General features: G+C 60.8%; 21 protein-coding genes. 12 read left to right on the top strand and 9 right to left on the bottom strand.

Annotation, left to right across the window (positions count from 1 at the left end):
- Positions 1 to 33 precede the first annotated feature (33 nt).
- The 3 genes from caiB to AC4CWH_RS04170 all read left to right on the top strand — a co-directional run bounded on the left by caiB (position 34) and on the right by AC4CWH_RS04170 (position 3,645).
- A complete protein-coding gene (gene caiB / locus AC4CWH_RS04180; RefSeq protein ID WP_491320517.1) occupies positions 34 to 1,239 on the top strand; it encodes a succinate--glutarate CoA-transferase in 1,206 nt (401 codons plus the stop codon).
- The gene (locus AC4CWH_RS04175) at positions 1,236 to 2,891 is read left to right on the top strand and encodes a thiamine pyrophosphate-binding protein (RefSeq protein ID WP_491320516.1); all 1,656 of its coding nucleotides are present in this window, start codon (positions 1,236 to 1,238) and stop codon (positions 2,889 to 2,891) included. Before caiB ends, AC4CWH_RS04175 begins: the two co-directional genes overlap by 4 nt.
- A 103-nt stretch (positions 2,892 to 2,994) precedes the next feature.
- Entirely contained in the window at positions 2,995 to 3,645 is a 651-nt protein-coding gene (locus AC4CWH_RS04170; RefSeq protein WP_491320515.1) for a pyridoxamine 5'-phosphate oxidase family protein, read from the top strand.
- A gap of 174 nt (positions 3,646 to 3,819) precedes the next feature.
- On the opposite strand, the gene AC4CWH_RS04165 is transcribed toward AC4CWH_RS04170, so the two are convergent.
- The 3 genes from AC4CWH_RS04165 to AC4CWH_RS04155 form a co-directional block, all read right to left on the bottom strand.
- Entirely contained in the window at positions 3,820 to 4,161 is a 342-nt protein-coding gene (locus AC4CWH_RS04165) for a RidA family protein (RefSeq protein ID WP_491284374.1), read from the bottom strand.
- Positions 4,162 to 4,221: 60 nt separating this feature from the next.
- Positions 4,222 to 4,560 carry a protein tyrosine phosphatase family protein gene (locus tag AC4CWH_RS04160; RefSeq protein ID WP_491284373.1) on the bottom strand — a complete coding sequence of 113 codons (339 nt, stop codon included), beginning with the start codon at positions 4,558 to 4,560 and terminating at the stop codon, positions 4,222 to 4,224.
- A gap of 104 nt (positions 4,561 to 4,664) precedes the next feature.
- A complete protein-coding gene (locus tag AC4CWH_RS04155; protein ID WP_491320514.1) occupies positions 4,665 to 5,504 on the bottom strand; it encodes a DUF4432 family protein in 840 nt (279 codons plus the stop codon).
- Between the two features lie 186 nt (positions 5,505 to 5,690).
- Here AC4CWH_RS04155 and AC4CWH_RS04150 point away from each other — a divergent pair, with 186 nt between their 5' ends.
- Entirely contained in the window at positions 5,691 to 7,109 is a 1,419-nt protein-coding gene (locus tag AC4CWH_RS04150; RefSeq protein ID WP_491320513.1) for a L,D-transpeptidase, read from the top strand.
- A gap of 77 nt (positions 7,110 to 7,186) precedes the next feature.
- Here the strand turns inward: AC4CWH_RS04150 and AC4CWH_RS04145 are convergent, their stop codons facing one another.
- The 6 genes from AC4CWH_RS04145 to AC4CWH_RS04120 form a co-directional block, all read right to left on the bottom strand.
- Positions 7,187 to 7,903: an AAA family ATPase gene (locus tag AC4CWH_RS04145; RefSeq protein WP_491320512.1), complete on the bottom strand. Its 717-nt coding sequence runs from the start codon at positions 7,901 to 7,903 to the stop codon at positions 7,187 to 7,189.
- 231 nt (positions 7,904 to 8,134) lie between these two features.
- Positions 8,135 to 9,280 carry an iron-containing alcohol dehydrogenase gene (locus AC4CWH_RS04140; RefSeq protein ID WP_491320511.1) on the bottom strand — a complete coding sequence of 382 codons (1,146 nt, stop codon included), beginning with the start codon at positions 9,278 to 9,280 and terminating at the stop codon, positions 8,135 to 8,137.
- 4 nt (positions 9,281 to 9,284) lie between these two features.
- Positions 9,285 to 10,664: an aldehyde dehydrogenase family protein gene (locus AC4CWH_RS04135; RefSeq protein ID WP_491320510.1), complete on the bottom strand. Its 1,380-nt coding sequence runs from the start codon at positions 10,662 to 10,664 to the stop codon at positions 9,285 to 9,287.
- 45 nt (positions 10,665 to 10,709) lie between these two features.
- Entirely contained in the window at positions 10,710 to 12,080 is a 1,371-nt protein-coding gene (locus AC4CWH_RS04130; protein ID WP_491320509.1) for a glutamine synthetase family protein, read from the bottom strand.
- 70 nt (positions 12,081 to 12,150) lie between these two features.
- A complete protein-coding gene (locus tag AC4CWH_RS04125; protein WP_491320508.1) occupies positions 12,151 to 13,701 on the bottom strand; it encodes an amino acid permease in 1,551 nt (516 codons plus the stop codon).
- Positions 13,702 to 13,803: 102 nt separating this feature from the next.
- Positions 13,804 to 14,583 (bottom strand): N-formylglutamate amidohydrolase, encoded by a 780-nt coding sequence (locus AC4CWH_RS04120; RefSeq protein ID WP_491320507.1) that lies wholly within the window; start codon positions 14,581 to 14,583, stop codon positions 13,804 to 13,806.
- Between the two features lie 169 nt (positions 14,584 to 14,752).
- On the opposite strand from AC4CWH_RS04120, the gene AC4CWH_RS04115 reads away from it, so the two are divergent.
- The 8 genes from AC4CWH_RS04115 (at position 14,753) to AC4CWH_RS04080 (ending at position 22,099) form a co-directional block, all read left to right on the top strand.
- The gene (locus tag AC4CWH_RS04115) at positions 14,753 to 15,643 is read left to right on the top strand and encodes a MurR/RpiR family transcriptional regulator (RefSeq protein ID WP_491320506.1); all 891 of its coding nucleotides are present in this window, start codon (positions 14,753 to 14,755) and stop codon (positions 15,641 to 15,643) included.
- 134 nt (positions 15,644 to 15,777) lie between these two features.
- Complete coding sequence (locus AC4CWH_RS04110; RefSeq protein WP_491284363.1) at positions 15,778 to 16,881, top strand: ABC transporter substrate-binding protein; 1,104 nt, start codon at positions 15,778 to 15,780, stop codon at positions 16,879 to 16,881.
- A 139-nt stretch (positions 16,882 to 17,020) separates the two neighbouring features.
- Positions 17,021 to 17,866, top strand: coding sequence for an ABC transporter permease (locus tag AC4CWH_RS04105; RefSeq protein WP_491320505.1), 846 nt, complete (start codon positions 17,021 to 17,023; stop codon positions 17,864 to 17,866).
- Positions 17,863 to 18,645 carry an ABC transporter permease gene (locus AC4CWH_RS04100; RefSeq protein ID WP_491284361.1) on the top strand — a complete coding sequence of 261 codons (783 nt, stop codon included), beginning with the start codon at positions 17,863 to 17,865 and terminating at the stop codon, positions 18,643 to 18,645. The genes AC4CWH_RS04105 and AC4CWH_RS04100 overlap by 4 nt, the downstream gene beginning before the upstream one ends.
- Positions 18,646 to 18,658: 13 nt before the next feature.
- Complete coding sequence (locus AC4CWH_RS04095; protein ID WP_491320504.1) at positions 18,659 to 19,720, top strand: ABC transporter ATP-binding protein; 1,062 nt, start codon at positions 18,659 to 18,661, stop codon at positions 19,718 to 19,720.
- A gap of 104 nt (positions 19,721 to 19,824) precedes the next feature.
- Entirely contained in the window at positions 19,825 to 20,868 is a 1,044-nt protein-coding gene (locus tag AC4CWH_RS04090) for a zinc-dependent alcohol dehydrogenase family protein (RefSeq protein WP_491320503.1), read from the top strand.
- Between the two features lie 6 nt (positions 20,869 to 20,874).
- Complete coding sequence (locus AC4CWH_RS04085; RefSeq protein ID WP_491320502.1) at positions 20,875 to 21,744, top strand: protein phosphatase 2C domain-containing protein; 870 nt, start codon at positions 20,875 to 20,877, stop codon at positions 21,742 to 21,744.
- A gap of 85 nt (positions 21,745 to 21,829) precedes the next feature.
- A complete protein-coding gene (locus AC4CWH_RS04080; RefSeq protein ID WP_491320501.1) occupies positions 21,830 to 22,099 on the top strand; it encodes an AbrB/MazE/SpoVT family DNA-binding domain-containing protein in 270 nt (89 codons plus the stop codon).
- Positions 22,100 to 22,282 lie beyond the last annotated feature (183 nt).

Below are 22,282 nucleotides of genomic sequence, written 5' to 3'. Positions count from 1 at the left end.
TGACCATGGGGCTCTGTACACCGGCGAGAAGACATGACCAGCGAGACCCACAACAAACCACCCCTCGACGGCATCCGCGTCATCGAACTCGCGCGCGTGCTGGCAGGCCCCTGGGCTGGCCAGATGCTGGCCGATCTCGGGGCCGACGTGATCAAGGTGGAAAACCCCGAGGGTGGCGATGATACACGCGGCTGGGGGCCTCCCTTTGTCGAGGGCAAGGACGGCGAAAACCTGTCTGCCGCCTATTACCATTCCACCAACCGCGGCAAGCGCTCCATCGCAGTCGATTTCTCCACGCCGGAGGGACAGGAAATCGTGCGTCGTCTGGTGGCCGATGCCGATGTCTTTATCGAGAATTTCAAGCTCGGCGGCTTGAAGAAATACGGCCTCGACTATGACAGCCTGAAGGTCATCAATCCGCGCCTCGTTTACTGCTCCATCACCGGGTTTGGCCAGGACGGCCCCTATGCCAGCCTTGCCGGTTATGACTATATCGTGCAGGGCATGTCCGGTTTCATGTCGGTGACTGGCGCGCCTGACGGAGAGCCGATGAAGGCGGGTGTCGCGATTGCCGATATCTTCACCGGCATCTACGCCGTTACCGCCATCCAGGCCGCTCTCATCCACGTCATGAAGACCGGAGAGGGCCAGCAGGTGGACATGGCGCTGCTCGACGTGATGTCGGCGGTGCTTGCCAACCAGAACATGAATTATCTCGTCTCCGGCGCTGCCCCGGTGCGGCTCGGCAATGCCCATCCCAATATCAGCCCCTATGAAGTGGTGCCGGTCGCCGATGGCTACCTGATCTTGGCCGTCGGCAATGACGGCCAGTTCCGCCGCCTCTGCGCTATTTTAGGCATCGACGCCTTTGCCGAAGACGCCCGCCACGCCACCAACAAGGCCCGTGTTGCCAACCGCGACGCCGTGCGCGCCGCCGTCATTGCCGAGACCGTCAAATGGACGAAGGCCGACCTGCTGGCCGCCTGCGGCCAAAATGCCGTGCCGGCCGGCCCGATCAATTCGGTGGCGGAAATGTTTGCCGATCCGCAGATTGTTGCACGCGGCCTGCGCATCGACCTTGAGACGGCGGACGGCACCACAATTCCCGGCGTCAGGACGCCCATCGTGATGTCCAAAACCCCACTCTCCTATCACAGGCCAAGCCCGGCGCTTGGCGAGCACACCGGCGCGGTGCTTGCAGAACTCGACAGACGACAGAAGGAAAGGCAGAACCCATGAAGACCGGCGGTCAACTGATAGTCGAGGCGCTGAAGGCAAACGGCGTGTCCCGCGTGTCCTGCGTTCCCGGCGAAAGCTATCTTGCGGTGCTTGATGCGCTCTATGACAGCGGCATCGAGGTTCTGGTCTGCCGTCAGGAAGGCGGCGCTGCGATGATGGCCGATACCTGGGGGCGCCTCACCGGCGAACCCGGCATCTGCATGGTCACCCGCGGCCCGGGCGCCACCAATGCATCCGCCGGCCTGCATGTCGCCATGCAGGATTCCATTCCAATGATCCTGTTCATCGGCCAGGTGCAGCGCGATGCGCGCGAGCGGGAAGCGTTTCAGGAAGTCGAATACCGCCGCGCTTTCACGGAATTTGCCAAATGGGTCGGCGAGATCGACGATGCCCGGCGCATTCCGGAATTCGTCACCCGCGCCTTTGCCGTCGCGACGTCCGGCCGTCCCGGCCCGGTCGTGCTGACGCTGCCGGAAGACATGCTGCGCGATCTGGTAGAAGCGCCGGAAGCCAAGCCTTATACCCGCGTCGAAAGCCATCCCGGCCCGTCGCAAATCGCGGCATTCGAGGCGTTGCTGCGGGAAGCACGCCGGCCGATGTTCATTCTCGGCGGCACGCGCTGGACGGAAGAAGCGGTTGCCGATTTCCGCCATTTTGCTGAACGTTTTCATGTGCCCGTCGGCTGCTCCTTCCGCCGTCAGATGCTGTTTGACCACCTGCACACCTGTTATGCCGGCGATGTCGGCATCGGCATCAATCCGGCGCTGTCGAAGGAAATCAAGGACAGCGACCTGATCGTTCTGCTCGGCAGCCGCATGTCGGAAATGCCGTCGTCCGGTTACACGCTGCTTGATATCCCCTACCCGTCGCAGAAGATCGTGCATGTTTTCCCGGACCCGGAGGAACTCGGCCGCATCTACCGCCCGGATCTTGCCATCTGCGCCGGCCCTGCCGAATTCGTCGCTGCCATCCGCGATCTCGAACCGCCGGCCTGGCCCGTCTGGGCCGAGCGGAGTGCTGCCATGCACGACGCTTACCTGCGCTGGTCGACGCCGCCGGAAACCGGTCCCGGCGATGTGCAGATGGGTCCGATCATGAACTGGATCGAGGAAAACACGCCAAAGACCGCCATCTTCACCAATGGCGCCGGCAATTATGCCACCTGGCTGCACCGTTTCCATCGCTTCCAGGCGTTCAACACCCAGTCCGCCCCGACATCCGGCTCGATGGGTTACGGGCTTCCGGCAGCGGTTGCGGCAAAGCAGCTGTTTCCCGAGCGTGAAGTCGTGTGTTTTGCCGGCGATGGCTGCTTCATGATGCATGGGCAGGAATTCATCACCGCCGTGCGCTATGGGCTGCCGATCATCACCGTGCTCGTCAACAACGGCACCTATGGCACGATCCGCATGCATCAGGAGCGCGACTTTCCCGGGCGCGTCAGCGCCACGGATCTCGTCAACCCGGATTTCGTCGCCTTCGCCGCAGCCTATGGCGGCCATGGCGAGCGGGTGGAAAAGACGGATGATTTCGGTCCTGCCTTCGAGCGCGCCCGCGCCTCCGGCAAACCGGCCATCATCGAGGTGATGCTGTCGCCGGAAGCGATAACCCCGACCCGCACGCTGAGCCAGATCCGGGGCACGCCCATCGCCTGATTCGCTGGATTGACAAGCATCTTCCGCCGCAATAGACCTTTTGAGGTACGTACATCAAATTGATTGTCGTACGCATCTCAAAGGTTTTCGGGAGGAAAAACAGATGCAAGCGTTCTCGCTCGACCCGCTGTTTACCATCAAGGATGAGGACGGCCTGCGAAGCCTGTTCGAGCCAACGCATGATCTGGCCGTCATAAAGTGCCGGAAGACGCTGAGCGACCATGCGAAGGCCTTCATTGGCCGCTCGCCGTTTCTCTGCATCGGTACGCAGAACGCTGACGGACGCGCGGATGTCAGCCCCCGCGGCGATCCAGCCGGCTTCGTTCAGGTGCTGGATGACAAGACGCTGGCGATCCCGGATCGGCCGGGCAACAACCGCCTGGATACGCTCGCCAATGTCCTTGGCAATCCAAGCGTTGGCCTGCTGTTCATCATTCCGGGTTTTGAAGACACGTTGCGCGTGAACGGGCGCGCCACGCTGACGACGCAGCCGGAGCTGTTGGACCGCATGGCAGTCAACGGCCGGTGCCCGAAACTTGCCATCGTCGTTCACGTCGACGAAATCTTCTTTCACTGCGCCAAGGCCTTCCGGCGGTCGCATCTGTGGAACCCGGAGCATTTCCAGGATCGCAGGCAGATGCCTTCGCTCGTCCAGATCATTCTGGAAGAAACGACGGGGGCACCGGAGGACGAAGCAGAAAAGCGCAAGCTCGATGATGATCTGGAAGAGGCCTACAAAAGATCGCTTTATTAGGAAGGCAGTCTTTGCGTCTGACAAAGCACAGGAACAGACGCTCCGTGATCGGACGTCTTGAACCACAAGCTGGTGTGGCAACCGTCGGGCAGGCCTCATGGCCGCCCATGCAATAAATAAAATGGCACCGCAGCCATATGCCTGCGGTGCCATCATCTAAGGATCAAATCGGGCTCAGAGAGCAGCCGTCACGATGAATTCGACCTTGTAATCCGGCGTGGCCAGAGGCGCACCGCTGGTGGCGCGGGCCGGCGGGTTTGCCGGGTCGATCCAGCCTTCCCAGACAGCGTTCATTTCAGCGAAATTCGCCATGTCAGAGAGATAGATGATCGTCTGCAGGATCTTTGACTTGTCGGTGCCGGCGAGCGCCAGCAGGCGGTCGACTTCAGCGAGCGCCGACTTCGACTGTTCGGTAACGGACGTGCCCTCACCCACCTGGCCTGCGAGGTAAACGGTGTTGCCGTGAACGACGGCGCCGCTCATGCGCTTGCCGGGTTCGATACGCTTGATGCTCATGGATATGCTCCTCATGTAAATGGGCGGAACTGAAACCGAAAATGGTTTCGGGGAAAAAGATCAGCCGCGGATGTGCAGGCTTTTTTCATAAATGGCGGTCGAGCGGGCGCCCGAGCGGCAATAGCCCAGCATGGGGCGCGCAAATTCGTCCAGCGCATCCACCATGCCCTTTACCGCTTCGCCATCGACTCCCATACGCCCGACCGGCACATAGGCGATATCGAGGCCGAGTTCGCGGGCGCGGGCGGCAACCTCGTCAAAGCTTGGCTGGCCGGGCTCTTCCTCGTCGGGACGGTTGCAGACGATGGACTTGAAGCCCAGGGCCTTGATGTCGTCGAGATCGGCAGGCGTGATCTGCCCGGTGACGGAATATTCGTCGTTGATCTGGCGAATGTCCATGGTTTCGGCCTCCAGCGTTCAAACAAGGGTTTTCAATTACGATGCAAGAGGGATGGCGTCAATGAAAAGGCCATCCTTTCAATCTGTAAGAGCCATCCCGCTGATCAGGCAAAGCTGAAACGCAGCCCGTAATCGACACTCTCGCCGGGCAAGAGCATCTGCAATTCGCCGGACGCCTTCAGCTCGTCGCGGCCGACCCAGCGGTGCGACACCGGCTCGATGCCAAGCACATGCGCCGGCGCCTGCTGATTGCGCCAGACCTGCAGATAAGGCAGCGTATCGGTTCTGAAACGCACCTTCAGTGTCGCGCCAGTAAGCGAAGCAATGGGGCCGAGCCGAACTTCCGCCCATTCCTCGCCCGCCACCCGCGCCGGCACGCAGAAAACACCGCCGGGATCCTCGCCGAAATTCCAGGGGAAACCGCCGCCCTCCAGCATCTTGCCGGTCAGATGCACATCGCCGTCAAACAGCCAGGCGCCGATGTTCATGTGGTACATGTGCACCTTGGCAAACGGCGTCGTGCCGACATTGGTGACGCGGTCGGAGAGGCAGACCTCGCCGGTTTCGCCATCGGTGCGCACATGCCGTTCCAGAAGGGCAAGACCGCCATCGGCGGTCTTCACGGAAACGCGTGCCTTGCATTCGGCATCCTCGCCTTGCGCATCCCAGAACAGGATTTCGGCGCGATTGCCGGAATAGGAGCCATGCAATGGATATTTGCGACCCTCGGCATTGCCATCGATCGGTTCGGGATGGCGGATATGATCCGGCCCGCAGGTAAACAAAAAGCCTTCCAGCGAATGGTCGATTCGTGGATCGCCATCATCGGGAATGGCCCGGCCGGGCGCCACATCGGTACCATTCACGATGCAGCTGCCGATATCGAGCACGCTTGATTCATCCAGGAACAGCTTTGGTCCCCTCGCCGCCACAAATGCTTTCACCGTAACCTCCCTTAGTCATGTCTCAACAAAGCGTGACAAACACTCAAAATTAAGTATTCGTTCACCACAAATGCCAATTCTACCTCACTCGCGTCAAAATTGACCTGTCTGAAGAAGAACCTCGGCTGTCGGGAACGTGTCAGCGCGTGCCGCCGTTATACGTCGTAATCTCGAATCGGTGATATTGTGAAGTCCACATCAGTGTTCAGCCTCAGTTTGGCTCTTCTTCTCTCGCTCCAGTCGGTCGCACCGGCTGTTGCCCAAGGCGCCTATGGCTCCCGCTCGGACACCGTGCTCGTGGCACCGACCGGCGAAATTCTCGACTACATCCCGGAAGCCGGCGACGTGGTGGTGAGCCGCGACCGCATGGGGCGCAAAGTGCTGATCGATCATTTCGGCAATGTCGTGGCAACGGAGATGCGCAGCGATACGTTTCGCGATCCGGTTGCCGGTGGTTATCAGGCACGGCCCCAGCGCGGATATGGCGACGCCTACCCCTCCCAGCCAGCCTATCCTCGCCAGGACGCCTATCCGGCTCAGAATAATGCCGGCTACCGCGATTATCGCCAGTACCGTCCAGGAGAGCCCGGTGAAGTGACCGGCTCCATTCCCCGCGACAGTTCGATCGTGCGCCTGCCGCTCGATGCGGATGGCGCCATCGTCGATGACGGACAGGAAGAGGCCTCGCTGGAGACACAGCCGATGCCGCAGCCGAGCATCGTGCCACGCAACGAAAAGCCCGTGATGGCGATCACCAGCAAGCCGCAGGCGGAAATCACCGCCTTGCAGGTGTTTCTCGACCGCGAAGGCATTTCGCCGGGCGTGATCGACGGGCATCTCGGCGACAACGTCAACAAGGCGATTGCCGCCTGGCAGGAAATGACCGGCGAGACGCTCGACCCAAACAATTCCGAGGACATCCTGCAGCGCCTCTCCTATTCGGGCGGCCTGCCGATCGTCAATTACACGATCACGCCCGCCGATGCCGCCGGCCCCTATGTTGCCTCCATTCCGGATGATTACGCCCACAAGGCGCAGCTGCCGGCCATGTCCTATACCTCGACCACGGAGGCGCTGGCCGAACGTTTCCACATGGACGAAGGTTACCTCAAGGCGCTGAACCCCGGTGTCGATTTCACCATTCCAGGCTCCACCATCAAGGTGGTGAACCCCGGCCAGCCAAAAACCGGCGAAGTGGCGCGCGTGGTGGCAGACAAGGCCAAAAAGCAGGTCTTTGCCTATGGCCCGGATGGCAAGCTTGTGGCCGCCTATCCCGCCACCATCGGCTCGTCCGACACCCCCTCACCCACCGGCAGCCACACCGTGCAGCGTATCGCGCTCAATCCAGGTTATACGTATAATCCGAAGATCAACTTCAAGCAGGGCGATAACGACCAGATCCTGCAGATCCCGCCCGGCCCCAACGGCCCCGTCGGCACGGTCTGGATAGCGCTCTCCAAACCCACCTACGGCATCCACGGCACACCGGAGCCTTCCAAGATAGGCAAGACCAACAGCCACGGCTGTATCCGTCTCACCAACTGGGATGCGACGGAACTCGCCAAGATGGTGAAACCCGGCACCGTGGTGGAATTCGTCGACTGAGATCTCACGGTAAAATGGACATCAAAAAGGGCGCCTTTTGCGGGGCGCCCTTTTTCGTATGCAATGGATGTCAGGCACTACGCCGCGTGGCGACCAAAACCGATGATTCTGGGAAGGCCGGAGCGGACAACGCGGGTGGGCATCAGACGCTTGACTTCTTCGGCGAGCATCCGGGCGTTTTCGCGCGCCTTGTCGAGGTTGGAGACCTTTGCCGCGTCCAGCGTATGCAGCGTGCCGCCGACTTCGAAGAGTTCGCGAAACGCAGTGCGCTCGCCGATCGGGGTGTTCAATACGTTGACGCCGCGCTGGGCAAGAAGGCCCTTGATGGCAACCAGTGCGCGGGTGGTGACGACGGGCGTGACGCGGGTCAGCACGACGGAATGGGCAATGGCAAGGCCTGCCTTTTCCTTCATCAGCGCCAGCAGATCGAGGATCTGGGCGGCCCCCTTGGCGTCCATCGCCGAGCCCTGTACGGGGATCATGACGTGATCCGAGAGGCCGATGGCGGTGGTCACCAGCGCATCGCGGGCACCGGCGAGATCGACGATGAAATAATCCGTGGTCGACGACATCTCGCGCAGGTGACATTGCAGCGAGGCAACCGTGACTTCGGTGATAATGGTGATGTTGCGCACCGAGCCGGACATCTCGTGCCACTGGCTGATCCAGCGCTGCGGATCGGCATCGATCAGGGTGACGCGGTGGCCCTGATGCGCCAGCTCCGTGGCAAGGAGAAGCGCTGCCGTCGTCTTGCCGGCACCGCCTTTGGCATTTGCAAATGAAATCACAGGCATAGTTTGTCCTCGACGGTCATCGAGCCGCATCGCTCAGAAGCGGCACCGCATCACGACATGGTGCCAATGACGGTCACTTTTGCAAAAACAGGGTTAATGAAGCGTAAATTTCAGGGCCATCAATATGACCTGACATAACTGGGGTTGTGCCATTTTCACCGACATCAACTCATAAAAAATCCGGGCGAAAGGCCCGGATTTTTCGATTTCGCCATGCAAGCGGTACGGGTCTTAGAAGCAATCTGCAAACAGGGTTTTGGTGTTTTCCAGCGTCAGCTTCACCGGGTTGCCGCCACAGGACGGGTCCTCGATGGCCATGGCCGAGAGTTCATCGATCCGGTCGGGCTTGATGCCCATGGCGGTGAGGCTTTCCGGCACGTTCAGCTCCGTGCGCAGCGCCAGCACATAGTCATAAAAACCGTCGAAGCCACCGGCGATGCCGAGGTAGGCGGCGGCACGTTCGATCTTCTGTTCGATGGCCTTGCGGTTGAAACGCAGCACGGCCGGCATCACCACGGCGTTCGTCATGCCGTGGTGGGTGTTGTAGACGGCACCGATCGGGTGCGACAGCGCATGGATGGCGCCGAGCCCCTTCTGGAAGGCAACGGCGCCCATGGCGGCGGCGGCCATCATGTTGGTGCGGGCCTCGATATCATTTGCCTCATGATAGGCGCGCGGCAGAAATTCCTTCACCAGACGCATGCCTTCGAGCGCAATGCCGTGGCTCATCGGGTGGAAGAAAGGCGAGCAATAGGCTTCCAGGCAATGGGCAAAGGCATCCATGCCGGTTCCGGCGGTGATGGCCTTCGGCATGCCCATGGTGAGTTCCGGATCGCAGATGACGACGCCGGGCAGGAATTTCGGATGGAAGATGATCTTCTTCACATGGGTCTTGGAATTGGTGATGACCGAGGCGCGGCCCACTTCCGAACCGGTGCCGGCTGTCGTCGGCACGGCAACGATGGGCGCGATGCCTTCGCTGTTGGCGCGTGTCCACCAGTCGCCGATATCTTCGAAATCCCAGACGGGCCGCGTCTGCCCGACCATGAAGGCGACGCATTTGCCAAGATCGAGCCCCGAGCCGCCGCCGAAGGCGACAACGCCATCATGGCCGCCATCACGATAGGCCTTGATGCCGGCTTCCAGATTGATCTCGTTCGGGTTCGGATCCACCTCGGCGAAGATGGCGCGGCCGAGGCCCGCCTCTTCCATCGCCTCCAGCGCCCCTTGCGTGATGGCCATGCTGGCAAGACCACGGTCGGTCACCAGCAGCGGCTTTTTCATGCCGAGCGACTTGCAGGCATCGCCCAGTTCCTTGATGCGCCCGCGGCCAAGCTTGATGGCGGTCGGATAGCTCCAGTTGGCGGTAATGTTCATGGGGTCAGGCTTTCTTGAGGTGATAGGATTTCGGCCGCGTCAGGTTGTGGAAGCCGAGAACGGAGAGCGAGCCGCCACGTCCGGTCTGCTTGACGCCGGTCCAGACCAGCGCCGGATCGAGATAATCGCAGCGGTTCATGAAGACCGTGCCGGTCTCGAGATCGGCGCCGAGACGCGAGGCGCGTTCTTCGTCTTTCGTCCAGAGTGAAACGGTGAGGCCATACTGGCAGTCGTTCATCAGGGAGAGCGCTTCTTCATCGCTCTTCACCTTCATGATGCCGACAGCCGGGCCAAAGGTCTCTTCGCGCATGAATTCCATCGAATGATCCACATTAACAAGCACCTGCGGCATCAGATAGGCGCCGCCATCATCCTTCGGGAAGAGCTTTGGGTCGACCAGCGCCTTTGCGCCCCTGGAGACGGCATCGGCCACCTGCTCGCGCACGGTTTTTGCAAAACGTACGTTTGCCATCGGTCCAAGCGTGGTGTCCGCATCAAGCGGGTTGCCGAGCTTGTAGTTCGATACCCAGGCAACGGATTTTTCGACAAAGGCGTCGTAGAGGCTTTCATGCACATAGATGCGCTCGATGCCGCAGCAGCACTGGCCGGAATTGAAGGTGGCGCCATCCATCAGCGTGTCGACGGCTGCGTCGAGATCGGCATCCTCCATCACATAACCGGGATCCTTGCCGCCAAGCTCCAGGCCCATGCCGGTAAAGGTTCCGGCAGCCGCACGCTCCACGGCACGCCCGCCGGCAACCGAACCGGTAAAATTGATGAAGTTGAACGAGCCGGCAGCGATCAGCTTTTCGGTTGTTGCGTGATCGAGGAAGAGGTTCTGGAAGACATCATCGGGCACGCCGGCCTCGACAAAGGCGCGCACCATGCGCTCGCCCACCAGCAGCGTCTGGGCGGCATGTTTGATGATCACGGTATTGCCCGCCATCAGCGCCGGCGCCACGGTGTTGATCGCCGTCATGTAGGGATAATTCCACGGCGCGATGACCAGCACCACACCATGCGGCTCGCGCTCGATGCGGCGGGTGAAGGCAGAGCTGTCCTCGACGAGGATCGGCGCCAGCGCATCGGCGGCAACGGAGGCGACATAGTTGGAGCGTTCGTTGAAGCCACGGAACTCACCGCCGTAACGCACCGGCCGGCCCATCATGTGAGCAAGCTCCGGCACCACCTCGTCCACCATCTCGTTCAGCCGGGCGACACCCTTCATCACAAGCTGCACGCGCTCATCCAGCGGGCGTTTGGCCCAGGACTTCTGCGCCTTTTTTGCGCGCGCCACCGCATCGGCGGCAGGCTCAAGCGCCATCGCCGGCCGCTCGGCATAAACCGAGCCATCGATCGGCGAAATACATTGAATCATCGACATGGTTGTTTCCTGTTATCCAAATCAGCTGGCGAGCCGAGAGACGTTTTACGCCCTCTCGAACCCTCTCGCCACCTCCCAATCCGTCACGCGGCGGTCATATTCTTCCTGTTCCCATTCGGCAGCGCGCACATAATGGTCGATGACGTCTTCGCCAAAAGCTTGCCGCAGCATGGCCGAGGCGCGCAGCTTTTCCGTCGCGTCGCGCAACGTCCGGGGAATTTCGCGCACGCCCTTGCCGCCATAGGCATCGCCGACGAAGGCCGGTTCCAGTTCCATCTTGTTCTTGATGCCCTCGATGCCGGCGGCGAGCAGCGCTGCCATGGCAAGATAGGGGTTGAGGTCGGAGCCGCCGATGCGGCATTCGATGCGGATGCCCTTGGTGCCGTCACCACACAGGCGAAAACCGGCCGTGCGGTTGTCCATGCTCCAGACGATCTTGGTGGGTGCAAAGGTGCCGGCGACGAAGCGCTTGTAGGAATTGATGTAGGGTGCCAGAAAATAGGTGTACTCCTCGGCATAGGCGAGAAGGCCGGCAATGTAGTGCCGCATGGTCTCAGAAATGCCGTGGTCGGCGTCCTTGTCGAAGAACAGCGGCACCTTGCCATCGGTGCTCCACAGCGACTGATGGATATGCGAGGACGAACCGGCTGCCTTGTCATTCCATTTGGCAAGGAAGGTGACGGCCTTGCCCTTGGCCCAGGCAATTTCCTTGCAGGCATTCTTGATGATGACGTGGCGGTCGGCCATGGTGAGCGCCTCGGCATACCGCACATTGACTTCCGCCTGGCCGGCAGAGGCTTCGCCCTTGGTGTTTTCGACGGGAACGCCGGCGCCCTGCAGCCCGGTGCGGATGGCGCGCATCACCTCTTCTTCCTTGGTGGTCTGGAAGATGTGGTAATCCTCGTTATAGGCGCTGGAGAGACGCAAGTTCCGGTATCCGGTCTCGCGGGCATGATCGAACGTCTGGTCGAACAGGAAAAATTCAAGCTCGGTTGCCATGAAAGCGGCAAAGCCCAGATCTTCCAGCGCCCGCATCTGCTTTTTCAGAATGGCGCGCGGCGAATGGGGCACTTCCTCATGGGTGTGATGGTCCAGCACGTCGCAGAGCACGAGCGCCGTGCCTTCCAGCCAGGGCAGCTTGCGCAGTGTCGCGAGGTCCGGCTTCATGATGTAGTCGCCGTAACCCTGCTCCCAGCTGGTGGCCTTGTAGCCGGAGATGGTTTCCATCTCGATGTCGGTGGCCTGCAGGTAGTTGCAACTGTGGGTTTCCTTCCAGGCGCTGTCGACGAAATATTCCGCCTGAAAACGCTTGCCCATCAGGCGTCCCTGCATGTCGATCTGTGCTGCGATGACGGTATCTATCCGTCCGGCGGCCACATCGATCTTCAGATCGTCGAAAGTATAGAGTGAGGTCATGGATGTGTCCGTTTCAAAGAGGGAGCCGCCGCACGGATGCGGCGGCGGATGAAATGATGCCTCGGTTACGTCACGCCTCTCCGACGGCTGCCTCGGCAGCGGCGATTTCGCTCTTGCGCTTTGCAATGGCATCGCCAATCGGCGGGCCCTGGAAGCGGCGGTTCTCGAAGACGAACCACACCACGGCCGTCAGCACCAGGAAGCCGACGGTAATTTCCAGCGCCCAGTCGTTCGGCGGCTGCACGCCGATGAAGAAGATCACGATCATGGCGATGATGGCAAGAACAGCCACCAGCTTGTAGGCGCCGATGCCCATGTTCCACGGTCCCATGGCCAGCCATTTGGCCGTGCCGATCGCCCCCAGGCCAAGCGCAATCGGCAGCATGAAGGACAGGAACAGGAAGATCACCGTGCAGGACACCACGATGGAATAAGCGGGCGTTCCGGCAATGGTGATGGCGGAGGTGAACCAGACAAACAGAACCGACAAGACCGATCCCGTCCAGATCGCGGCAACCGGCGTGCGGTATTTCGGGCTGACCTTGGCAAGCTTCGAAGAGGCCGGCAGGCCCTTGTCACGCGAGAAGGCGAAGATCATGCGCGACAGCGAGGTGACGGTCGCCATGCCGCAGAGGAACTGCGAGATGAAGATCAGCACGTAGAGAACCGTCTTGAGCGTGGCGTTGACCTGGGTATCCATGGCCCAGAAAAACACGTTCCAGCCCTGCTTTGCCGCCTCTTCCATGCTGGGCAGCATCAGAACGAAGGCGCACAACATGATATAACCGAAGATGGAGGCCCAGATGACCGAGGAGACCATGCCGCGCGGCACCGATTCGGCGGCCTTGACGGTTTCTTCCGACGTATGGGCAGATGCGTCATAGCCGGTGATCGTGTAGATCGGCAAAAGCAGGCCGAGCAGGAAGGCCATGCCGCCCGAAACGGTCGTTGGCCAGACAAGTGCTGCCCCTTCCGTGCCGGTATAATTGGCGAAGGTGAAAAGGCGCGAAAACTCCCAGCTTGGCGCTGCAAATAGGCACACGGCCGTGAGGATCAGCGCCGTTGCAAAGATCAGGTAACCGGAGAAATCGGTGAGCTTTGCCGTCAGCCCAATGCCAAGATGGTTGATCAGCGCCTGCAGTGCGGTAATGGCCGCAACGAACAGGACCCGGTGCATGAGGGTATCCTCGATGCCGAATGCCGGACCGAAGGCGCCGAAGAAGAAATAGAAGGTGCCGACATTGATGGCACCGAGAACCGTGACGAGACCCAAAAGGTTCAGCCAGGCCGACAGCCAGCCGGTGAAGCGGTTTCCGAGGATGGAGCCCCAGTGATAGAGCCCGCCGGCAGTCGGATAGGCCGAGCTGATCTGTGCAAGGCCAAGCGCAAAAATGCCGGAAATCAGGCAGCCGAGCGGCCAGCCGATGCCGATTGCCGCACCGCCAGCGCCCGATGTCGCCTGCCCGAGCGAGTTGATACCACCCGAAAGAATGCAGATAATCGAAAATGAAATTGCGAAATTGGAAAAGGAGCTCATGCGACGCTCCAGTTCCTGCGCGTAACCCATGGAATGCAGGATTTGAACATCCTGCTTTTTATCTTTGTCTGTATAAGCGGACATGACATTCCCCTCTCAGCAGATCGGTCGCGTCATTGCGACCGCCCAGTTTCAACCCCCGCGGCACAAGACCTCGGGCATGCCAACCAACTGCTCCCCTGGATCTTATCTTTGGATGTCGCCAAGGCTTTTCGCCAGCAACTCCGTGAGAAAACCGGCCACGATCCTTTGCCCGGCTTCCGTATCGATCAAATCGTTCCTGACCTCTATCATGACGTTCAGAAGGCCAGCCGGCAGTGCATGCAGGACGAGCGTATGCGTTACACCATCGGCCGGACCATAGGGTTCGTTGCGCTCCACCCGGTAGTGCGCGTTGCCATCCGCGGCCGCCAGCATGCGGTCGGCAAGACGGCTGTCTTCGTCATGCAGGATGCCGATTTCAACGGCGCGCGGCGTGCCGTAATAGACCGGCGTGAACGAGTGAACGGTCACCAGAACGGTCGCCTGCCCCCGGGCGTGCCGATCTTTAATTTCCTCACCGATCCTGTCCTGGAAGGGATAATAGAGCGCCTGCGCCCGCGCGGCCTTTTCCGTCTCCGACAGGTTTTCATTGCCGGGAACACGAAACACTTCACTGACATCGCGGATGGCCCCCGGCGCACCCGGTGGCCGGTTGCAGTCAAACGCGAGGCGCGAAAATTGCTGATAGATCAGGCAGGCATCAAGCCCTTCCGCCATCAGCCGGGCGACGGCCAGAGCGCCCGGATCCCAGGCGATATGCGAGGAAAGCGCCTCCTGCGACAGCCCGAGCGTTCCCAGCCGCGACGGCAACCGCCGGGATGCATGTTCGCACACCAGCAGAACGTCACCAGTGGCATCCGCCCGCTCGATGGCAACCGGGCTTTCATCCTCGCTGGTCAGAACATCGGTCGGGACAAACGTCATCAGGTTTCCGTGCCTGTATCAGACTTCGACAAGAAGAGAATTCTTCAAACACAGTCGATCGTCAACCACTTCCTGAAAGAATCTTTTCAGTGGGTGGATTGACTCGCCCCACCTGCCGATAGTTTAGTTGCACAAAACCGGCAAAGATCGGGAAGGGAACAAAGAGTTCGTGACATCATCATCGAATACGGTGCTGGATGTGATCCGTCTGCATTACGACGGACTGACGCCGGCCGAGAAAAAGCTCGCCGCAAGTCTCATCGACAACTATCCGATGTCGGGGCTGGGCAGCATTACCGTGACGGCCGACAATGCCGGCGTATCCACGCCAACCGTTGCCCGCATGGTGCAGAAGCTCGGCTACAAGGGTTACCCGGAATTTCAGGCGCATCTGCACCAGGATCTCGAGGCGACGATATCAAGCCCGATTGCCAAGCATGACCGATGGGCAGCCGGCGCCCCGACGGCCCATGTCCTCAATCGCTTTGCCGAGGCCGTCAGCGACAATCTGCGCACCACGCTCTCGAGCATCGATGTTGCAGCCTTTGACGATGCCGCCGATCTGTTGCGCGACGACAAGCGTGCCATCTATTTTGTTGGCGGGCGCATCACCGGGGCGCTGGCCGATTATTTCTTCACCCATATGCAGGTGATCCGGCCCAAGACCACGCTGATTTCGACCAATCGCAGTTCCTGGCCGCAATATCTTCTAAACATGTCCGCTGGCGACGTCTTGGTGATCTTCGATATCCGCCGTTACGAGCAGGAACTGGCAACGCTTGCGGAGGCAGCAGCGGCCAGCGGCGTGGTGATCATTCTGTTCACCGATGTCTGGGCCTCTCCCGTCGCCCGCCATGCCCGCCACGTGTTCAAACTGGCCATCGAAGCGCCGTCCGCCTGGGATTCCTCTGTTGTCACGCTGTTTACCGTGGAAGCGCTGATCGAGGCGGTACAAAGTGCCACCTGGGAGAGAACCCGCGAACGCATGAATTCGCTGGAGGCCTTGTTCGAACGCAGCCGGCTGTTTCGGCGCCCCGAACCGAAGGACCGGGGCAAATAACTGAAAAAAGGAGAAAATTCGCGCATCGCATCATAAGCGACGCTTGCGGGATACAAACCGATACTGTCACATGCCATTCATCAACTGCCTCTACTTGTCGCGCCACCAACCATAACCTTGAGGAGAAAAACGTGATGTCCAAGACCCAACGTATGCTGTCTCTGACGACTGCGATCGTCGTTGCATCGACAAGCTTTGCCTTTGCAGAGCCCAGCGCCGAACTGATCGCTGCCGCCAAGAAAGAAGGCATGCTGACCACCGTTGCCCTTCCGCATGACTGGTGCGGCTACGGCGAAGTCATCGCTGACTTCAAGAAGAAGTATCCGGAAATCACCGTCAACGAACTGAACCCGGACGCCGGTTCGGCCGACGAAGTGGAAGCCATCAAGGCTAACAAGGACAACAAGGGCCCGCAGGCGCCTGACGTCGTGGACGTTGGCCTTGCATTCGGCCCGCAGATGAAAAAGGAAGGCCTTCTTCAGCCTTACAAGGTTTCCACCTGGAGCGAGATCCCCGACAACGTCAAGGATGCCGAAGGCTACTGGTACGGCGACTATTACGGCGTCATGTCGCTGCTGGTGAACAAGGATCTGGTCAAGAACACACCGGCTGACTGGTCGGACCTGAAGAAGCCGGAATATGCCGGTCAGGTCGCTCTTGCCGGTGATCCGCGCGCCTCCAACCAGGCCATTCTCGGTGTTCTCGCAGCCGGCCTCGCAAGCGGCGCAAAGGCTGGCAAGGAAGCCGGCGAAGCCGGTCTCAAATATTTCGGCGAACTGAACAAGGCCGGCAACTTCGTGCCTGTCATCGGCAAGTCGGGCACGCTTGCCCAGGGTGCCACCCCGATCGTCGTGATGTGGGACTATAATGCGCTTGCCGCCAAGGACACGCTGGCCGGCAACCCGCCGGTTGAAGTCGTCGTTCCCGCGTCCGGCGTTCTCGCCGGCGTGTATGTACAGGGCATTTCCGCTTATGCTCCGCATCCGAACGCAGCCAAGCTCTGGATGGAACACCTCTATTCGGACGCCGGTCAGCTTGGCTGGCTGAAGGGCTATTGCCACCCGATCCGCTTCAACGCGATGGCCAAGGCAAACAAGATCCCGAAGGATCTGCTCGACAAGCTGCCGCCGGCTGCTGCCTATGAAAAGGCCTACTTCCCGACGCTCGAAGAAGTCGATGCCAACAAGGCTGCCGTCACCGGCGCCTGGGACAGCGTCGTCGGCGCAAACGTCAAGTAAGACCTGAATCCGTTGCCCCGGTTGCAAATGCCGGGGCAACGTTGCACTCTTTGAACAATAACCGTTGCCTGAAACAAAAACGGAATTGAGGGGAATGACGTCACCGAACCCACCGACCGGGCCCTTCCCGGCGAGGCGCATGCGCCTGCCTTTCCACTGGCTCGGCATCCTGCCGTTCGCGATCTTTGTGCTGCTTTTTCTCATCATGCCGACGATGAAGATCGTCATCGGCGCTTTCCAGCGGCCAGACGGAAGCTTTACCTTTCAAAATATCGGCAATCTGTTCACGCCGTCGATCCTTGCCGCCTACGGCATCTCGATCCGCATCAGCATGGCATCCGCCTTTTTCGGCTGCCTGATCGGCTTTGGCACCGCAGCCGCCGTTGTGCTCGGCGGCCTGCCGCGCGCCATTCGCGGGCCGCTGATGACGTTTTCCGGCGTTGCCTCCAACTTTGCCGGCGTGCCGCTGGCCTTTGCCTTTCTGGCAACGCTCGGCCCTGTCGGCTTCATCACCGTGTTCCTGCAGACCGAGCTTGGCATCAACCTGCGCATGCTCGGCTTCAACCTCCTCTCCTTCTGGGGGCTGACGCTCACCTATCTCTTCTTCCAGATCCCGCTGATGATCCTCATCATCACGCCGGCGCTTGACGGGTTGAAGAAGGAATGGCGCGAGGCGGCCTCCATCCTCGGCGCCACAAACGCGCAATACTGGCGCATGGTGGCGCTGCCGATCCTCACGCCTGCGATCCTCGGCACATTCGCCCTTCTTTTCGCCAATGCCTTCGGCGCGGTTGCCACAGCCATCGCACTCACCGGCTCGTCGCTCAGCATCGTGCCGATCCTGCTGTTTGCGCAGATCCGCGGCGACGTGCTGGGTGATCCGCATCTGGGTTATGCGCTGGCCTTCGGCATGATCGCCGTCACCGGCGTTGCCAACACGGTTTACATCTGGCTGCGCGCCCGCAGCGAAAGGTGGATGAGATGAAGCGTTTCTGGGCCTGGGGAGCGCTGATCATCGGCCTCCTCTATTTCATCCTGCCATTGATCGGCATGACAAACTTTTCGCTGAAAATGCGCCGCGGCGTCTATTCCTTCGATGCCTATGCAAAAGTGCTCGCAGACACGCGTTTCCAGGAAACATTCACCTATTCGGTGACGCTTGCGCTGCTGACCATTCTCGTCGGCGTGTTCCTCGTGGTGCCCACGGCCTACTGGGTACGGCTGAAACTGCCGTTCCTGCGGCCTTACGTGGAATTCGTCACGCTCCTGCCGCTGGTCATACCGGCCATCGTCGTGGTGTTCGGTTACATCAGGCTTTACAACACATCGAGCTGGCTGCCGCTCACAGGAACAGCACTCGGCACTGATGTGCTGCTGGTGGCCGGTTATACGATGCTTGCCCTTCCCTACATGTACCGCGCAGTCGATACCGGCCTTCGCACCATCGATGTGACGACGCTGACGGAAGCGGCACAAAGCCTCGGCGCCGGCTGGTTCACCATCATCACCCGCATCATCCTGCCGAACGTGCTGGTGGCGGTTCTGTCGGGCGCCTTCCTGACTTTTGCCATCGTCATCGGCGAGTTCACCATGGCAGCGCTGCTCAACCGGCCGGCCTTCGGGCCTTACATGCAGGTTCTCGGCGCCAACCGTGCCTATGAACCTGCCGCCCTTGCCGTCATTGCCTTTGCCATCACCTGGGGCTGCCTGGGCCTGATCCAGCTTGTCTCGCGCTTCCAGAAATCCGCGCAGCGCCCGGTTTGAGGACTTTTCATCCATGAGCTTTCTGACACTGACCCATCTGCAAAAGTCCTTCGGTTCCGTGAAGGTCGTGCATGATTTCAACATGACGATCGACAAGGGCGAGTTCGTGTCCTTCCTCGGCCCGTCCGGCTGCGGCAAAACGACGGTGCTGCGCATGATCGCCGGATTCGAGATCCCGACCGGTGGCACCATTGAAATTGCCGGCAAGGACCAGACGCACCTTCGTCCGAACCAGCGCAATATCGGCATGGTGTTCCAGGCCTATGCGCTGTTTCCCAACATGAACGTCTTCGACAACGTCGCCTTCGGCCTGAAGGTCGCGGGCAAACCGAAGAGCGAGATCGAGAGCCGCGTCAAGGAGATGCTGAAACTCATTCATCTCGAGCATCTCGCTGACCGCTACCCCTACCAGATGTCCGGCGGCCAGCAGCAGCGCGTGGCGCTCGCCCGCGCACTGGCGCCAAAACCGGAGGTGCTTTTGCTCGATGAGCCGCTGTCGGCGCTCGATGCGAAGATCCGCGTGTCGCTGCGCGAAGAAATCCGCCAGATCCAGCGCCATCTCGGCATCACCACCGTCTTCGTGACGCACGACCAGGAAGAGGCGCTGTCCATTTCCGACCGCATCGTCGTGATGAACGGCGGCAAGGCCGACCAGATCGGCACCGCACCGGAGATCTATAACCGCCCGGCAACCCGCTTTGTCGCCAATTTCGTCGGCACGCTGAATGTCATCGAGGCAACGCTTGTTAATGGCGCCACCGGCGTGGTGAAGATCGGGGAAGAACTCGTCAGCCTGCCGCAGCCCGTCAGCGGCAAGGCCGATGGCCAGTCGATCTCGGTCGCCTTCCGGCCGGAAGCCGCGATGGTTGCCGGCCCTTCCACCGGACCGGCGGCGCTGACCGGCACCGTGCTGTCATCGAACTTCCTCGGTTCGGTCATGCGCACCAAGGTCGATGTCGGCGGCAACATCATCTCCTTCGACATTTTCAACCATCCTTCCGCTCTGCGGCCGAAGGCCGGCGACATCCTGTCGCTGACCCTGCAGAAGGATGGCTTGATGGTGCTGGGCGACTGATCCTCGCCCGCCCTCGATCTGAGGAACCGGGCCATCCACGTCTTTCCATCCCGTGGCAAATCGGGCTACGGATGGCCGCGATTTGATGAAAGAGAGACGGCAGGATGCGCGCACTTTATTTCGAACGGTTCGGCGAGACACCGAAGGTTGCCACCCTGCCCGATCCCACACCGTCCGACGATGGCGTGGTGATCGCGGTCAAGGCGACCGGGCTTTGCCGCAGCGACTGGCATGGCTGGATGGGCCATGACACCGACATCACGTTGCCGCACGTGCCGGGCCACGAATTTGCCGGCGTGATTACAGCTACCGGACGCGACGTGCGCCGCTTCAAGGTGGGCGACCGCGTGACCGTGCCCTTCGTTTCCGGCTGCGGCCATTGCCACGAATGCCGCTCCGGCAACCAGCAGGTCTGCGAAACGCAATTCCAGCCGGGCTTTACCCATTGGGGATCGTTTGCCGAATATGTCGCGATCGACCATGCCGAGCAGAACCTCGTCGCGTTACCGGAAGCGATGTCTTATGCCACGGCCGCAAGCCTTGGCTGCCGCTTTGCCACCTCGTTTCGTGCGGTGGTGGATCAGGGTCGCCTCAAGGGTGGCGAATGGCTGGCGGTTCACGGCTGCGGCGGCGTCGGCCTCTCCGCCATCATGATCGGCCGCGGGCTTGGGGCTCGCGTCATTGCCATAGACATTGCGGACGACAAGCTGGCGCTGGCGCGCGAACTCGGTGCAGAGGTGACGATCAATAGCCGCAGCGTGACCGACGTGGCCGAGGCCGTTCGGGATTCGACCGGCGGCGGCGCGCATGTCTCCGTCGATGCGCTCGGCCATCCGCAGACCTGCTGCAATTCCATCTCCAACCTTCGCCGCCGCGGCCGTCACGTGCAGGTGGGCCTGATGCTGGCCGATCACGCCATGCCGCAAATCCCCATGGGGCGGGTGATTGCGCATGAGCTGGAAATCTACGGCAGCCACGGCATGCAGGCCTGGCGATACGATGCCATGCTCGCCATGATCGAGACGGGGCAGCTTTCGCCGGAAAAGCTGATCGGCCGCCATATCAGCCTCACCGATGCCGCAGAGGCGCTGCCGGCCATGGACACGTTTCGCGAAAGCGGCATCAGCATCATCGACCGTTTTGAGTAGCATCGCATGACCTATAGCCTCGACGTCATCGCCACCCTCTCCGATGCCGGCAAGCCCGGCCGCCCCAACGAAGACCGTTTTGGCTTCAACCGCACCGCAGCCTTCGTGGTGGATGGCGCGACCGGGCTTGGCGACCGGCAGTTCATGACCGACTATGGCAGCGATGCCGCCTGGATCGCCGAATACGCATCCCGGCGGCTTGCCGTCGAACTGACCCCTGATATGGCGGTTTCGGATCTGCTGCGCCGCATCAGCACCGATGCGCGAAAAATCTTCGATGCGACCGCCGGAGAACAACCCCGTTATGCCTGGCCGCTCGCAGCGCTCGCCGGACTTCGCGTGACGGATGACGGGCTGGACTTCTTCGGCCTCGGCGACAGTGTCGTCTATGTCCTGCATGACCATGGCCGTGCGGAAACCATCACCGCGCTGCCCGATGCCTTCGCCCGAGAACAGGCTGCCGCCCGCCGACATGTGGAGCGCGTCGGCGGCATCGGAGCCTCCGGTGCAGCGCTTGGCGACCCGGAGACGCTTGCGGAACTGCGCCGCAACCGCGAGCGCCAGAACACACCGGACGGCTGGGTCTGGTCGCTTGGCCTCGTGCCTGATGCCGCCGACCATCTGGTACGCCAATCCATCCCCCTTCAGGGGGGCGCAACCGCCGTGATCTGCTCGGACGGCCTTGCCGATCTCGTCAGCCTCTACGGCGCCTATGACCCCGCCACCCTCATCCAACGCGCCGCCACCGCCGGCCTTGGCTCGCTGGTCGCAGAGCTTCGCCATCTCGAAAGCGAGGTGGACCCGGATGGCCTAAAATATCCGCGCTTCAAGCAGTGCGACGATACAACAGCGGTTCTGGTGCGGGTGGAAGCGTGAGGAACGCGCCCTGCATTTCGTTCGCCTTGAAGCTCTAGCCCGCAGGGAGTACATCAATCAAAACTGCTATTGCACGGTGCATGCGATGGCGAAGACGATAACTGCAAAGGGACAAGTGACGATTCCCAAAGGGGTGCGCGATCTTCTGGGTCTTGCCCCCGGCAGCAAAGTCAATTTCCACCGCGCGGACGATGGAAGCGCCGTGCTGGCCAACGCCGAACAGACACTGCCACCAAGCCGGTTTGACAGCTTACGCGGCCATGCCGGAACAGGGCTTGAAACCGACGCAATCCTGGCCATGACGCGCGGCGAAACGTGCCCCTCATCGACACCGAAATCCTGCTGGTTCTCGTGATCGATGACCGCGTGCTGTCGGACAGATGGAAACGGCAAGCATTGTAAGCCTCTTCTGGTACAGAATGACGCTACAGCACTAATTCCCTACGGCCCCGGTGGACCCTACGTAGCAGCTACCGGGCTTGGCCTCCGCTGACCGCCATGATATGTATCATCGCACGATACAAAACTGATCGGGTGC

Source organism: Neorhizobium sp. PAMB6716 (assembly GCF_058242805.1).
This window is presented reverse-complemented; position numbering and strand designations above follow the sequence as displayed.

Excerpts from the sequence above, each read along its gene's own strand:
- caiB (WP_491320517.1), top strand. The coding sequence starts at position 34 with ATGACCAGCGAGACCCACAACAAACCACCCCTCGACGGCATCCGCGTC.
- AC4CWH_RS04175 (WP_491320516.1), top strand. The coding sequence starts at position 1,236 with ATGAAGACCGGCGGTCAACTGATAGTCGAGGCGCTGAAGGCAAACGGC.
- AC4CWH_RS04170 (WP_491320515.1), top strand. The coding sequence starts at position 2,995 with ATGCAAGCGTTCTCGCTCGACCCGCTGTTTACCATCAAGGATGAGGAC.
- AC4CWH_RS04165 (WP_491284374.1), bottom strand. The coding sequence starts at position 4,161 with ATGAGCATCAAGCGTATCGAACCCGGCAAGCGCATGAGCGGCGCCGTC.
- AC4CWH_RS04160 (WP_491284373.1), bottom strand. The coding sequence starts at position 4,560 with ATGGACATTCGCCAGATCAACGACGAATATTCCGTCACCGGGCAGATC.
- AC4CWH_RS04145 (WP_491320512.1), bottom strand. The coding sequence starts at position 7,903 with ATGCCTGTGATTTCATTTGCAAATGCCAAAGGCGGTGCCGGCAAGACG.
- AC4CWH_RS04140 (WP_491320511.1), bottom strand. The coding sequence starts at position 9,280 with ATGAACATTACCGCCAACTGGAGCTATCCGACCGCCATCAAGCTTGGC.
- AC4CWH_RS04135 (WP_491320510.1), bottom strand. The coding sequence starts at position 10,664 with ATGTCGATGATTCAATGTATTTCGCCGATCGATGGCTCGGTTTATGCC.
- AC4CWH_RS04130 (WP_491320509.1), bottom strand. The coding sequence starts at position 12,080 with ATGACCTCACTCTATACTTTCGACGATCTGAAGATCGATGTGGCCGCC.
- AC4CWH_RS04125 (WP_491320508.1), bottom strand. The coding sequence starts at position 13,701 with ATGTCCGCTTATACAGACAAAGATAAAAAGCAGGATGTTCAAATCCTG.
- AC4CWH_RS04120 (WP_491320507.1), bottom strand. The coding sequence starts at position 14,583 with ATGACGTTTGTCCCGACCGATGTTCTGACCAGCGAGGATGAAAGCCCG.
- AC4CWH_RS04110 (WP_491284363.1), top strand. The coding sequence starts at position 15,778 with ATGTCCAAGACCCAACGTATGCTGTCTCTGACGACTGCGATCGTCGTT.
- AC4CWH_RS04105 (WP_491320505.1), top strand. The coding sequence starts at position 17,021 with ATGCGCCTGCCTTTCCACTGGCTCGGCATCCTGCCGTTCGCGATCTTT.
- AC4CWH_RS04100 (WP_491284361.1), top strand. The coding sequence starts at position 17,863 with ATGAAGCGTTTCTGGGCCTGGGGAGCGCTGATCATCGGCCTCCTCTAT.
- AC4CWH_RS04095 (WP_491320504.1), top strand. The coding sequence starts at position 18,659 with ATGAGCTTTCTGACACTGACCCATCTGCAAAAGTCCTTCGGTTCCGTG.
- AC4CWH_RS04090 (WP_491320503.1), top strand. The coding sequence starts at position 19,825 with ATGCGCGCACTTTATTTCGAACGGTTCGGCGAGACACCGAAGGTTGCC.
- AC4CWH_RS04085 (WP_491320502.1), top strand. The coding sequence starts at position 20,875 with ATGACCTATAGCCTCGACGTCATCGCCACCCTCTCCGATGCCGGCAAG.
- AC4CWH_RS04080 (WP_491320501.1), top strand. The coding sequence starts at position 21,830 with ATGGCGAAGACGATAACTGCAAAGGGACAAGTGACGATTCCCAAAGGG.